The sequence below is a fragment of the Sphingomonas sp. LC-1 genome, from assembly GCF_025371035.1.
Classification (GTDB): domain Bacteria; phylum Pseudomonadota; class Alphaproteobacteria; order Sphingomonadales; family Sphingomonadaceae; genus Sphingomonas; species Sphingomonas sanguinis_E.
This window is the reverse complement of sequence record NZ_JANZXB010000009.1, coordinates 88,395-101,810: the sequence shown is the minus strand read 5'-3', so window position 1 is coordinate 101,810 and position 13,416 is coordinate 88,395. Positions and strand designations below refer to the sequence as shown.

The window sequence follows — 13,416 nt, the reverse complement described above, 5'->3', positions numbered from 1 at the left end:
ATCCGGCGGATGAGCTTGCCCAGGCTGACGGCCTGTGTCCTGATCCTGTTCCTGATCGCCACGATCGGCACCGGCATGTCGATCCTGGCCGCGAACCGCGTGACCGTGGCCCGGCTGGTCGACCAGCGGATCGAGGCGATCGGCGACTTGGTACTGGAGCGCGAGGCCGGGCAGGCGATGGTGCCGACGGCCGAACTGCTGGCCCGCATCACCCGTTTGTCGCAGCAGCGCGACACCGGCGATGTCGGATTGGCGCTGCTCGATTCCGCGGGGCAGCCGCTGGGCGGCAATATCACATTGCGCCGTCGCCTGCCCCTTGGCGGGTCCGATCTGCGCGAGGGAGACGGGATCGTCGGCCTGTCGCATGGCCGTGCGCTGGTCCGCGAGGCTGGCGCGGGGCGGCGGCTGGCGGTTATCGCGGAAACTGAGCCGTTCGACAGCTACCGCACGACACGCACGCATATCTATCTGATCGGTTTCGGGTCGATCATCCTGATCGTTCTGGGCGGCCTCATCGCCTTTTCGATGCTGGTCAGCCGCCGGATCGGCGACCAGCGGCGCACGGTCGAGGCGATCGTCGCGGGCCATATCCGCCACCGCGTCCCCGTCACCGGGTCGGGCGACGAATTCGACCGGCAGGCCGCCGCCTTCAACCAGATGCTCGACCGCATCGCCGGGTTGATGGAGGGCCTGCGCAGCGTGTCCAACGACATCGCGCACGACCTGCGCACCCCGCTTGCCCGGCTGCGCGGACAATTGGCTCGGATCGTCGAGGAGGCGGCCGATCCGGTTCAGGCCGGGCGCGCCACCGCCGCGCTGGCGCAGTGCGACACGCTGCTCGCCATGTTCGCCGCGCTGCTGCGCATCGCCGAGATCGAGGCCGGGCATAGACAGGCGGGCTTCGCCCCCGTCGATCTGGCGGAACTGGTCGAGGACACCGCGACGATGATGATCCCCGTCGCCGAAGACGCCGGGCAGCGCTTGAGCGTCTCGGTCATGCCGGGCCCGGCGACGTTCGTCGGGGACCGGCAGTTGCTGATCCAGGCGCTGGTCAACCTGATCGGCAATGCGATCAAATATGGCGCGCCACGGGGTGCGATCCGCGTCGCGCTCGAGCCGCTGGAGGGCATGTGGGAATTGCGCGTTACCGATGACGGACCCGGCATCCGGCCAGCGGATCGCGCCCACGCGCTGCGCCGGTTCGGGCGGCTCGACCAGGCGCGGGGGAAATCGGGGCATGGCCTGGGCCTGCCGCTGGTCGATGCGATCGCCCGGCTGCATCGCGGACGGCTGATACTGGGCGATGCGGGGCCTGGGCTTTGCGCCTCGCTGCGATTTCCCGCCCCCTGATCGCGCGCCCATAAAAAAGGGCCGCCCCGAAGGACGGCCCATAAGTTGGGGTATTCGATAAGGATTAGAAGCGAACCGTCCCTTCCAGACCGATGGTCCGGGGCGGGTTGAAGTTCGCATAGTCGCCCAGCGTCGCGGCGTTGGCAGCCGAACGGCGATAGATATAGGTGTTGTTGAGCAGGTTGCGGCTCCACAGCGACACGGTCATCTTGGTGCCGTTCCCCGTCAGCGGCAGGTCGGCCAGTGCAATGCGACCATTCATCACGAAGCTCTTGTCCGTGCGGGTCGTCTCGTTCTGGAAGCTGTAGACCGGATCGGCATAATTGCCGTCCAGATGGAAGCGGACCTTGGCCTCCGAACCCGCCAGCGGCACTTCGTAATCAACATAGGCCGAGGCGGCGTTGCGCGGGGTGAACACCACGAAGACCTGGGTCAGCGCGTTGTTCAGGAACGGGTTCGGCGTCGCCGGAACGTTGGTGTAGGTATAGGCATAGGACGCGCCGACCGTCATGCCATCAACCGGGTTGGTCGTGATGTCGGCCTCGATCCCGCGAATCTTGGACTTGCCCGGCGCGTTGCGGGTTTCCTCGGTATGCAGATTGTAGGTCGGGCTCGACGGATTGGTGTCGACATTGTCGAAGTCGATCTGGGTGCCGGTGCGGTCCATGATGTAGCCCGCCAGGTTCAGGCGAACGCGGCGATCGAACAGGTCCATCTTCGACCCGATCTCATAGGACTTGACCGCTTCGGGGCCGAAAGCCGCGAAGGTCTGCGACCGGTCATTGGCACCGCCCGCGCGGTAGCCGGTCGAGTATTTGGCATAGAGATGGATCGTGTTGGTCGCGTCGAACGCCGCCGTCACCATCGGATCGAACCGGTTGTTGTCGAAGGTGAAGGGGAAGTTGGTCGACTTGCCCTGCACCAGATACAGCGTGCCGTTGCGCTTGTCGTGGGTGTAGCGACCGCCCAGCGTCAGGTGGAAGGCATCGAAGCCCGCCGGGGTATAGGTTGCCTGTGCGAAGGCGGCATAGCTGTACGCACGGGCAAAGCTGCCGCGCTGATACAGGAACGAACCCGGCGCCCAGCCCTGATTGCCCGAGGAGATGGTGCCCAGCACGGTCTGCGACAGGATGGTGTAGCCGGTGCCGTCCGCATTCCACTGGTTGGTCGACGGGGTCGCCGCCGTTTCGCGGGCATTCTCGGTGAAGTAATAGAGGCCCGCCACGTAATCGAGCTGCGGCAGGCTGCCCACCGCCTGGAATTCCTGGCTGAACTGGTGCTGCTGCATGAAGGACAGGCTGTAGCGGCTGAACTTGCCGTTCGGCAGGAAGACGGTGCGATGCGCGCCACCCGAATTGTCCCATTGGTCGGTCGAAACGCCGCGCCACGCGGTGATCGAACGCAGTTCCAGGCCCGGCGCGACATCATAGCTCAGCTTGGCCGAGAAGCCGTGCGAGCGGTCCAGGCTGTATTGCTGCGGCACGCCGATATCGGCGGTCTTCATGCGGTTGTCGCCCGACACGACGACCAGCGGCGACAGCGGCGCGATGGTGCCCGAGGGCAACTTGCCGCCATTGGCATTGATCTGCGCCAGCGTCGCGACGGGCAGGCCACGCGGGTTGTAGTTGACGAGCTGGCTGTAGAAGGGGGTATTTTCGTCCTTCGCCTGGTCATAGGACAGCTCGGCCGAGAAGCCGTCGACCGGCTTCCACACGGCGGCGACATGGCCGCCGACGCGGTTGAACGCGCCCCAGCCCACGCTGCCGGGCAGCGGGTTCTTCACGAACGGGTTCTGGTGCTGGATCACGCCGTCCAGCTTGATCGCGATGTTGTTGAATTCGGGCAGGTTGATATGCGCGGCGGTGTTGTACGCGCCATAATTGCCGAAGCCGGCGGTCAGCGAGCCACCGAACTTGCCGGTCGGCTTGGCGGTGACGATCGACAGCGCGCCGCCTTCGGTGTTGCGGCCGAACAGCGTGCCCTGCGGTCCGCGCAGCACTTCGACGCGCTCGATGTCGAACAGTGCCGCGTTCAGGCCCTGCGAGCGGCCGATATAGACGCCGTCGAAATAGACGCCGACGCCGGTGTCGCGCGCGGTCTGGTTCTGGTCGAAGGGAACGATGCCACGGATGCCGACGGTCAGCGCCGACTGGCGCGCCTCGAAGGTGGCGACGCGGAGCGACGGCACCGTGCCGTCGGCCAGGTCAAGCAGGCTCTGGACGTGGCGGTCCTTGATCATCGCGGGGTCGATGACCGAGATCGCGATCGGCGTCTTCTGAAGGCTGGTCTCGCGCTTGGTGGCGGTGACCACGATTTCCTTCAGTTCGCCGCTGTCGGCGGTCGGCTCCGCCGTCGGTTCCGCGGCCGTGGCCGTCGCGGGAACCGGATCGGCCGGCTTGGTGTCCGCGGCAAAGGCCGGGGCCCCCGCCAGAACGAGAAGCGCGGTGCCGCCCAGCAGTGTCGCGCGAATGAAATTGGTGGTCATGATATTATGGTCCTATCCCCCGATCGACCCGTCAGGTCGTCGCTGGCCGCGCGGATAGGGGCCATCGAAGAAGCTGGTGTTACCTTTCCATGACCAGCCTGGACTTGTTCATTTCATTTTCGTTTCATCTTCGGCTGGCGACGGGGGAGTCGGTGCGGCGGATGTCCCGGACTGGCGCACCAATTCCATCTTCTGGGGCACGGTGCCGATCTCGATCCCCTTGTCCCTGAGCGTCGAGAGCAGCGCGAACAGCACGGCGCTACGCGTGCCATAGGCGGCGCGCGGGCTTTCGACATGGGCGAAGCAGTTGAAATGGATGCGGCCGTCGACGATCGAGTCGATAAAGGCCTTGGGCGCCGGGTCGTCCAGCACCGCCGACTCCGCCGCGAAGCAATCCAGCACCGCCTTGCGCACCACGTCCGCGTCTTCCTCGATCGGCACGGAGAATTGAATCTGCACCCGCCCCAGCGGGCCCGACAGAGTCTTGTTGAGCACCGATTTGGTGATGAGTTCGGAATTGGGGACGATCAGCGTCGAGTGGTCCGCCAGTTCGATCTCGGTCGAACGCACGCTGATCCGCTTCACATCGCCCTCATCGGTGCCGACGCGGATCAGGTCGCCGATCTTGATCGGCCGCTCGGCCAGCAGGATCAGGCCGGACACGAAATTCTGCGTGATCGCCTGAAGACCGAAACCGATACCGACCGACAGGGCGGAGAGCAGCAGCGCTATCCGCTCCACCCCGATCCCCAGCGAGGCGAGCGCCCAGATGACCGCCAGCGCGATGCCGATATAGCGTGCGACCAGGCTGATCGAGTTGCGGCCCGATCCATCCAGATCGGTCGCGGGCAGATAACGCTGCTCGAGCCAGCGCATGAACAGGCGCACCAGCCCCAGGCCGACGAACAGCACGACCAGCCCCTGAAGGATCGTCCCCGGCGAGATCCAGACATTGCCGACCTTGATCCCGTCGGCGACATTGGCCAGCTGGTCGAAGATCGCCCCGGGACTGCCGCTCGCCCCGAACGGACGCAGGAACATGCCCAGCGCGATCAGGATCAGCGCCAGCCGCACCACCCCCGACAGGACGAGCCCGAACTGGTCGACCATCGACCCGCGAATACCCAGCGCGCGGGTCAGGGTCATGCCGACCTTGCTGTCGCGCACGAAGATGGTGGTGGCGATATCGTCGGCGGCGACCAGCATCAGATACAGGGCCGAACCGAGCAGCACGGTCCAGCCGATCATGAGGGCGACGAACCAGCTGAACCAGATATAACCGATGATCAGAGCCAGTCCGGCGACCCCGACCGCGATCCAGGCGAGCAGCGTCACGATGCTCAACCCCGCGCTGACCCCGGCGTTCGTCATCTCCTGCGTGGCGGCGCGGCGCGCGCGAATCTGGCCCAACACTACCAGCGTCGCGACGATCAGCAACAGGTGGAGCAGCGCCTCGGTCGCCTGGGTGGCGATCACCGCGCTGCGGCTGCTGCCGATCGCGCCTTCGAACGAGGCGATCATCGCTGTGGCGAAGGTCAGGATGGTCAGCCCCCAGGACAGGGGTCGCAGGCGGCTGGCCGTCTCGTCGTCGATCGGCGCGATCCGCCAGCTCGGCTGGCTGCGCATCAGGACCGCGCCGGTCACCGCCGCCGTGAATCCCGCCACGCCCGAGGCGAAGACGAAACCGTCGAGGAAACCGGTCCAGCGTTGCGGCAACAGTCCCGACCAGCGCAGCCCCTGGACGAAGATGAAGGCCGCCGCCAGCGGGCACAATGTCCCCACCGCGACCCGCCAGAAGGTATTGGCCGACCGGCGCACCCGGCTGGGCGGGGCTTCGGCGATCAGGCGGCGCTGGGCCAGCCGATGCGCGCCTAGCCGCACCGGGCCGAGCAGGATGATCGCCAGCGCAAAGCCCAGCATCGCGTGCCACGGCACCCCGCCGCGCCACTGCTGCGCCACCTGCTCGCCGCCCTGTTGCAGGAACAGGCCGATGCGGCGCAGGTCGCGCGGTGCCTGGTCGAGCACCAGGATCCAGAAGGCCGGGCTGAGCGGCGACGGCACTTTCGACGAAAGTTTCTGGCTGAACTGTTCGGCCTGGCCCTGATCGATCTCATCGACAAGCTGCCCCGCCTCGACCCCGGCGAGCCGACCGCGCTTGATCGCGGCATCGATGGAGGAGCGAAGCGCGGTCAGGGTCTTGCGCTGGGCCCGCAATTCGGGGGCTTCCACCTCACCCGGCGTGACGGTGCCCAGACCCGTGATCCGCGCATTGACCAGTGCCAGTTGCTCGGTCAGGTCGGCGACCGCCTGGGTCGTGGCGTCCTGCGCGGCCTGCGCCCGTTTGCGCAGAGCGTCGCGGTCCGCGTCATCGACCTGGGCGTCCAAGGCACGGTCTACCCCGCGCACATCGACCTCGGCCTGGGCGATGCGGGTGGCCGATTCCGCCGCCGGATTGCCCTGCGCCGCTGCGGGCATCACCATGACGACCCACCCGATCAATGCCGCCGCGATCAGGGCGGCCCAGCTGCGAATGGCGGTTCGCAGGGCGGTGGAGGACGACGCGAAGGATCGGGGCATGAACCGGGCCATAATTGCTGAACCCCGGCTCATAGCTCCCGATCGCGCGTCCGACGAGGGGGGACAGGGCGCAAGGAATTTGCCGCTATCTGTCCGATCGGTTTGCCAGTCGATCCGAAATCCTGTGTATCGGGGAGCCCGTATCGACGGGGATCGTTGAAGGCGCTCGGGATTTTTTGCGCATGACTGATTTGGCCTCCATGAACGGGCAATTTCCCTCATCGGCTCCGCCAACGCCTGAGCCAACGCCCGCGCCGACGCCATCTGGCCCGGTGCACCGCGACGCGCATGTGCTGGCGGGGATCAACCGCATCCTTCAGGAGGCATTGCGCGCCTCGACCGAAGAGGAGCTTGGCCAGCTCTGCCTGGAGGTGGCCGAGGACCTCACAGGGGCGGAATTCAGCTTCTTCGGCGAACGCCGCGAGTCGCACGATCGGCTGGACCATATCGCCATCAGCGAGCGCGGCTGGGCCGCCTATGGCGGCGACGATCCCGACTTCAAACAGCGCCAGCTTCCCAACGGGATGAAGATCCATGGCATTTTCGGGCAGGTCATCCTTCAGGATCGCAGCCTGATCGTGAACGATCCCGCCAGCCATCCGGACCGGGTAGGCACGCCGGACGGGCATCCGGGCCTGCGCAACTTCCTGGGCGTGCCCCTGCGGCGTGACGGCGAGACCTTTGCGATGTTCGCGCTCGGCAATCACCCGACCGGCTTCACCGAGCGCGAGCGGGCCATCGCGGAGGAACTGGCCCCCGCCATCGTCCAGGCGCTGCTGCGCAAACGCGCCGAGATGGCCTCCCGCGCCAGCGAGCGCCGTCTGCGGTCGCTGATAGAGGGGATACCGCAACTGGTCTGGACCGCGACGCGCGAGGGCCAATGGACCTGGGCCAGCGCACAATGGGTGGCGATGACCGGCCTGTCGGTCGAGGAAAGCCTGTGCGATGGCTGGCTGGCCGCCGTCCACCCGGAGGACCGCGAGGCCGCGCGCCGTTTCTGGGAAAGCGCGAGCGAGAATGGCAATCTGGGGATGGAAGGACGGCTGCGTCATGCCCAGACCGGCCGCTACCGATGGTTCAAGACGCGGGCGACGCCGGTCCATGACGATCATGGTCGGATCGTCGAATGGTTCGGGACATCGACCGACATCGACACGCTGCGCCGCCTGCGCGAGCGGCAGGAGACCTTGGTCGCCGAGTTGCAGCACCGGGTGCGCAACATCCTGACCATCGTCCGCTCGATCTTCACCCGGACGGTGGAAAGCGGCGGGCCGATCGATGAAATTTCGGACCATTTCCGCGGGCGGCTCGATTCGCTGGCACGGACGCAGGTGGTCGCGACCCAGACGCGGTCGGGCAAGGTGGACCTGGAAAACCTGATCCGCGACGAATTGCTGGGTGTCGGTGCGATCGAGGATGACCGGTTGTCGATCGAGGGGCCCGACGTCGCGCTGCCCGCCGATACCGCCGAGTCGATCGGGCTGGCGATCCACGAACTGACCACCAATGCGCTCAAATATGGCGCACTGCGCCACCCCACCGGACGGCTGTCGATCGCATGGGGAATCGAACATAAATCAAATAATAAATGTGAACTGATTGTAAAATGGGACGAAACAGGTGTACCAGCGATGCCGGTTCCGCCTGTACGTCAGGGATTCGGAACCGAACTCATCCGCGAGGCTTTGCCCTATGGGTTGGGCGCGCGGACCAGATTGGACTTTCGCGGTGGCGGCGTCTTGTGCGTGGTATCGTTACCATGGCATGTGGACAATGCCGACCCTGTGAACCGGAGCGCCGAGGGATGAACCACCAATCGCCACTCGCCGACAAGCGGATTCTTGTGGTCGAAGATGAGTATTTCATCGCCCGTGATCTGGAACGGGCCCTGCGCGCGGCCGATGCGATCGTGATCGGCCCTGTCGCGACTCTGGAACAGGGGTTGGACCTGGCGGAAAGCCAGCCGCTCGATGCCGCCGTGCTCGACGTCAATCTGGCGGGCGAGCGCGCCTTCGAGATCGCCGACCGCCTGTCCGCGCGGGATGTGCCCTGGACCTTCCTGACCGGCTATGACCAATGGGCATTGCCGGCGCCCTATCGCTCCGCCTCGATCGTCGCCAAGCCGTTTCAGGCCGACCGCATCATCCGCGCGATCGGGGCGCTGATGCCCGACAAAGGATGCGCATGACCCTTGTTTCCGCCAAATCGGCCGTCTCGCGAGAGAGTGTTGCCGCCGCCGCGATCCGCCGGCTGTCCGCGCTGACCCCGCTGGATGCGAACGACCAGACGATGCTGCACCGGGCCGCCGAACAGGCGCGATCCTATGCCGTGCGTCACAGCTTCCTGACGATCGGTCGCCCCGTCACCGAACCGTTGCTGGTCCTGAACGGCTGGGCGGCACGGGTTCGCGTCCTGCCCGATGGGCGTCGCCAGTTCATGAGCTTCTATCTGCCCGGAGACGTGATCGGCGCGTCGCATCACGCCATGCCGATCGCCTCCGCCACGGTGGTCGCGCTGACCGAATGCATGGTTTGCGCCGCCCCGACCGCCACGCCGGGATCGTCGCTGGCACAGGCCTATGCGATCGGCGAGGCGCTCGACGAGGCCTATCTGCTCGGCCATGTCGTCCAGCTCGGGCGGCTGAACGCGCAGGAGCGGATCGGCGATTTCCTGCTCGAAATCCATGAGCGGCTGTCGCTCGCCGGGCTGACCGTCAGCGGCAGTTTCGAAATGCCGCTCACCCAGGAAATGCTGGCCGATGCGCTGGGGCTGACCCCGGTGCACGTCAACCGGATGATCCAGCAGGCGCGGCGCGACGGCGATCTGATGTGGAAATCGGGCCGCGTCCTGCTGCGCGATCCCGAGCGCCTGGCACGGACGATCGGACGGTCCAGCCCGCAGGTCTCCGGCGCGCAAACCGAGCCAGAGGCCGGTTCGGGGCAATAGCACCCCAATGGGGGCATGAACCGCCCCCTTTCACAATCTCCCCCGAATTCTGACCGCTTTCCGTTAGCCTCGGCCCGTTTCACCGTAATGTCATCAAATTTTCGCCAAGCTGACACCCACGCCCCCTAACGCCCCCGCCGAATTGGCAAGACAGCCAATGGGGGATTTATTACATGCTCACGTTCCGCAGCCTGTTGAAGGCATCGGCTTCGCTCATCCTGGCCACCGACCCGATGGTCGCTCATGCGCAGGAGAGCGCCGCCATCGCCGCGGCCGCTCCGCAGGCCGCCGAAGGCACCGAAGGTCAGAGCGACGAGATCATCGTCAACGGCACCTATGCCCGCAGCCTGGCCGCCGGGATCGAGACCAAGCGCCGCGCGGCCTATGGTGTCGATTCGATCAGCTCGACCGACATCGGCAAATTCCCGACCCAGAATGTCGCCGAAGCGCTTCAGCTCGTCCCCGGCGTCGCGATCACCCGCCCGCGCGGCGAAGGCCTGTATGTCAGCGTCCGTGGCCTGGGGCCGCAGTTCCAGAACACGCTGATGAACGGCCGCACCATCGCGCTCAATGACCTGATCGAGAATGGCGGCGCGGCCGGGCGTCAATTCCGCTTCGAGATGCTGCCCGCCGAATTCACCTCCAGCATCGACGTGGTGAAGACCCCGACCGCCGACATGAGCGAGGGCGCGCTGGGCGGCAATATCGACGTCAAGACCTTCCGCCCGCTGGAGGTCGGCAACAAGACGACCGTCAACATCCGCGGCACCTATACGACCCAGACCAAGAATGTGCGTCCCAACGTCACCGTGCTGACCAGCGCGAAAAACGACAGCGGCACCTTCGGCATCCTGGCGGGCGCGCAATATTGGGGCAAGGCGGTCCGCAACGACCGCTTCATGAATTTCGGCTGGCTGACCAACCGCTACACCGCCGCGAACAAGGGCGGCATTCCCGCCGGCCTCTATTCGCCCACCCGCACCCGCCCGACCGTCGAGACCGAGGACCGCAAGCGCATCTCGGGCATCGTCTCGGCCCAGTGGCAGCCCAGCGCCGAGCTGGAGACCACACTGGACGTGATCGCGACCCGGCTGGACGTCGCCTATGACGAGTTCGGCCTGGACATCTATCCCGATGACGGCGGTACCAATGGCGGGCCACCCGCGCAGATCCAGCCCGGCTATACCGTCGTCGGCGACACGATCACCAAGGCGACGATCAACAATGTCCGCTTCATGGGCACGCGCGAATACAGCCTCAACCGCCACGACCTGATCACCGTCGGGCTGAAGCAGGCGTGGAATCCGGATCGCTGGCACGTCACCGCCAATGTCAACTGGTCTGCGGCGCACAGCTATCACCCCGATTACCGCACCGGCACGGTACGCAGCCGCGCTTATTTCGTCGCGCCGCTGACCTATGACGCGTCGGCGGGCTATCAGACGATGCCGACCTTCACCACGCCGGTCGATGTGACCAACCCGGCCAATTACAAGCTGTTCCAGTTCAACATCGCACCCAAGAACAGCAAGGACTGGGATTTCTATTCGCGCCTCGACATCGCACATGACTTTGACGGCTTCCTGTCGAAGCTGGCGGCGGGCGGCGAATATCACTGGCGCAAGCGCGACTATTTCCGTCGCGATTACCTGATCGACACCGCGACCAATCAGCCGCTGACCAATCTGGGGGCGGGCGCCTATCAACAGCTGCCCTATGACGATTTCCTGTCGGGCGTCGGCGGCAATGCCTTCCGCAACTGGCTGGTGCCGGTGACGGCGGCCTATGTCGGCAACTTCTTCACTCCCGCGATCCAGGCCCAGCCGCTGACCAACAGCGACCTGCGCTCGTCCTTCGTGGTGTCGGAGAAGATCGCCGCCGCCTATGTCCGCGCCGATTATCAATTCGACGCCGGTCAGGTGCCGGTCAGCGGCAATGTCGGCGTCCGCTACGTCCACACCGACCAGGTGGCGAGCGGCACGCTGACCAGCGGCAGCGTCGCCACCCCGGTCAGCTATCCCAAGACGTTCAACAACGTCCTGCCCAGCTTCAACCTGCGCGCCGAACTGACGCCCAAGCTGGTCGGTCGCCTGGCCGCCAGCCGGGTGCTGACGCGTCCCAACGTCACCGACACCGCCCCGCGCATCACCGTGTCGACCGATGCGCCGACCGCCAGTGGCGGCAATCCGCAGCTCGTCCCCTTCCTCGCCACCCAGTTCGACGGCTCGCTGGAATGGTATTTCGCCCCCTCGGGCATGCTGTCGGGCGCGGTCTTCTACAAGGCGATGGACGATTACATCACCCAGTCGAATACCGAGATCAACATCCCGGGCCGCGGCATCGTCCGCCTCTCCAGCTCGGTGAACGGCGGCGATGCCAAGGTGTATGGCGCGGAGGCGGCGTACAGCCAGGTCTTCACCTTCCTGCCCGAACCGTTCGACGGCTTCGGCGTGCAAGGGTCCTACACCCATACCGAGGTACAGGCCGACTATATGGCGGGTTCGCGCTCCATCAAGGATCAGCTGATCGGCCTGTCGAAGAACAGCTTCAACCTGGTCGGCTTCTACGACAAGGGGCCGCTGTCGGCGCGACTCTCCTATGTCTGGCGCGACAAATATCTGTCGAGCACGGGCAGCACGGTACAGGCGCCAACCTATGTCGCGGCCTTCGGTTCGCTCGATGGCCAGCTTTCGGTGCGCACCGCCGACAATCTGACGCTCAGCCTGGAGGCGATCAATATCGCGGGCGCGCATCAGGATACGTATAACGACAACGACCTGCGCTTCGGCGAAATCAACTATTATGGCCGGACGATCCTGTTCGGCGTGCGGGCGGAGTTCTGATGACAGTCATCCTCACCCTGGCAGCGGTCCTTGCGACCGCCGCCGCTCCGGCGCCCCGCGCGCCGCTTCGGATGAACGACATTCAGGTCGTCGGCTCGCACAACAGCTACAAGAAGCGGATCGCGCCTGCCGTATTCGCAGAGTTGGAGCGGCGTGATCCCCGACTGGCCGCCGCGCTGGATTACGATCATCTGACGCTGGCGGAGCAGCTCGACCGGGGCGTGCGGCAGTTGGAGATCGACATCTTCGCCGATCCGCAAGGCGGCCGCTTCACCGATCCCAAGGGCGAGGCAATGGCCCACGCGGCAGGCGAGCGGACCGGCTTCGACCGCACCGCGATGATGAAGCCCGGCTTCAAGGTCTTCCACATTCCGGAAGTCGACTACCGGTCCTGCGGCACCTTCAAACAGTGCATCGGCCAGATCGACGCCTGGTCGCGGGCGCATCCGCGTCACCTGCCGATCATGGTGACGATCAATGCCGCCGACCGGCCGATCAACAAGCCCGGCGTGACCGATCCCCTTCCCCTGACCGCGCCGCTGCTCGACGCGCTGGATGCGGAAATCCGCGACGTGCTGAAGCCCGGCCGGATCATCACGCCCGACGACGTACGCGGGAATGCGGCGACCCTGCGCGAGGCGGTGACCACCAAGGGCTGGCCGACGCTGGCGCGCGCGCGGGGCAAGATATATTTCGTGCTCGATACGCCCGCGGATGTGTCCGATCTTTACCGCGCGGGGCACCCTTCGCTGAAGGGGCGGGCCATTTTCGGCTGGTACGACACCGACCAGCCCGAGGGTTCTGTCGAGATCGTCGGCGATCCGCGCACCGATGGCGCGAAAATCAGGGAATGGGTGAAGCAGGGCTTCATCGTCCGCACCCGCAGCGACGCCGACACGGTCGAAGCGCGGTCGAACGACCATGGCCGCCAGCAGGCGGCGATCGACAGCGGGGCGCAGGCGGTATCGACCGATTATTATCCCGGCGCGCCGATGCGGGGGTGGAACACGGGCTTTACCGTGACCCTGCCCGGCGGAGCGATGGAACGCTGCAACCCGGTGACGCAGCCGACGGGCTGCAAGCTGCCCAAGTAAAACCATTCCTCCCCCTTCCAGGGGAGGAAAAGGTGGAGGGCCACTGACGCGCTTTTCATGTCCGGGCAAGGCGGGGTTCAGCCGCCGGGCGGCACTATAATCTCCGACGAAGCCTGCGCCC

At 65.8% G+C, this 13,416-nt stretch carries 8 protein-coding genes; 6 read left to right on the top strand and 2 right to left on the bottom strand.

Annotated features, from left to right (window positions below; genetic code table 11):
- Positions 1-9 precede the first annotated feature (9 nt).
- Positions 10-1,350: a HAMP domain-containing sensor histidine kinase gene (locus NZL82_RS13630; RefSeq protein ID WP_261270297.1), complete on the top strand. Its 1,341-nt coding sequence runs from the start codon at positions 10-12 to the stop codon at positions 1,348-1,350.
- A 64-nt stretch (positions 1,351-1,414) separates the two neighbouring features.
- Here NZL82_RS13630 and NZL82_RS13625 read toward each other — a convergent pair whose 3' ends face one another.
- Both NZL82_RS13625 and NZL82_RS13620 read right to left on the bottom strand, forming a co-directional pair.
- The gene (locus NZL82_RS13625; RefSeq protein ID WP_261270296.1) at positions 1,415-3,835 is read right to left on the bottom strand and encodes a TonB-dependent receptor; all 2,421 of its coding nucleotides are present in this window, start codon (positions 3,833-3,835) and stop codon (positions 1,415-1,417) included.
- A gap of 108 nt (positions 3,836-3,943) precedes the next feature.
- Positions 3,944-6,412, bottom strand: a complete 2,469-nt coding sequence (locus NZL82_RS13620; RefSeq protein ID WP_314732892.1) for a DUF3772 domain-containing protein — start codon at positions 6,410-6,412, stop codon at positions 3,944-3,946.
- Positions 6,413-6,684: 272 nt separating this feature from the next.
- On the opposite strand from NZL82_RS13620, the gene NZL82_RS13615 reads away from it, so the two are divergent.
- The 5 genes from NZL82_RS13615 to NZL82_RS13595 all read left to right on the top strand — a co-directional run bounded on the left by NZL82_RS13615 (position 6,685) and on the right by NZL82_RS13595 (position 13,295).
- Positions 6,685-8,220 carry a sensor histidine kinase gene (locus NZL82_RS13615; protein ID WP_261270295.1) on the top strand — a complete coding sequence of 512 codons (1,536 nt, stop codon included), beginning with the start codon at positions 6,685-6,687 and terminating at the stop codon, positions 8,218-8,220.
- Positions 8,217-8,600 (top strand): response regulator, encoded by a 384-nt coding sequence (locus NZL82_RS13610; protein ID WP_261270294.1) that lies wholly within the window; start codon positions 8,217-8,219, stop codon positions 8,598-8,600. The genes NZL82_RS13615 and NZL82_RS13610 overlap by 4 nt, the downstream gene beginning before the upstream one ends.
- A complete protein-coding gene (locus tag NZL82_RS13605) occupies positions 8,597-9,358 on the top strand; it encodes a Crp/Fnr family transcriptional regulator (RefSeq protein ID WP_261270293.1) in 762 nt (253 codons plus the stop codon). Before NZL82_RS13610 ends, NZL82_RS13605 begins: the two co-directional genes overlap by 4 nt.
- A gap of 173 nt (positions 9,359-9,531) precedes the next feature.
- A complete protein-coding gene (locus NZL82_RS13600) occupies positions 9,532-12,201 on the top strand; it encodes a TonB-dependent receptor (protein WP_261270292.1) in 2,670 nt (889 codons plus the stop codon).
- Positions 12,201-13,295, top strand: a complete 1,095-nt coding sequence (locus NZL82_RS13595; RefSeq protein WP_261270291.1) for a phosphatidylinositol-specific phospholipase C1-like protein — start codon at positions 12,201-12,203, stop codon at positions 13,293-13,295. The genes NZL82_RS13600 and NZL82_RS13595 overlap by 1 nt, the downstream gene beginning before the upstream one ends.
- Positions 13,296-13,416 lie beyond the last annotated feature (121 nt).

What these genes read in the sequence shown, in the direction of transcription:
- NZL82_RS13630 (WP_261270297.1), top strand. Translation starts at nt 10, where the DNA reads ATGAGCTTGCCCAGGCTGACGGCCTGTGTCCTGATCCTGTTCCTGATC.
- NZL82_RS13625 (WP_261270296.1), bottom strand. Translation starts at nt 3,835, where the DNA reads ATGACCACCAATTTCATTCGCGCGACACTGCTGGGCGGCACCGCGCTT.
- NZL82_RS13620 (WP_314732892.1), bottom strand. Translation starts at nt 6,412, where the DNA reads ATGCCCCGATCCTTCGCGTCGTCCTCCACCGCCCTGCGAACCGCCATT.
- NZL82_RS13610 (WP_261270294.1), top strand. Translation starts at nt 8,217, where the DNA reads ATGAACCACCAATCGCCACTCGCCGACAAGCGGATTCTTGTGGTCGAA.
- NZL82_RS13605 (WP_261270293.1), top strand. Translation starts at nt 8,597, where the DNA reads ATGACCCTTGTTTCCGCCAAATCGGCCGTCTCGCGAGAGAGTGTTGCC.
- NZL82_RS13600 (WP_261270292.1), top strand. Translation starts at nt 9,532, where the DNA reads ATGCTCACGTTCCGCAGCCTGTTGAAGGCATCGGCTTCGCTCATCCTG.
- NZL82_RS13595 (WP_261270291.1), top strand. Translation starts at nt 12,201, where the DNA reads ATGACAGTCATCCTCACCCTGGCAGCGGTCCTTGCGACCGCCGCCGCT.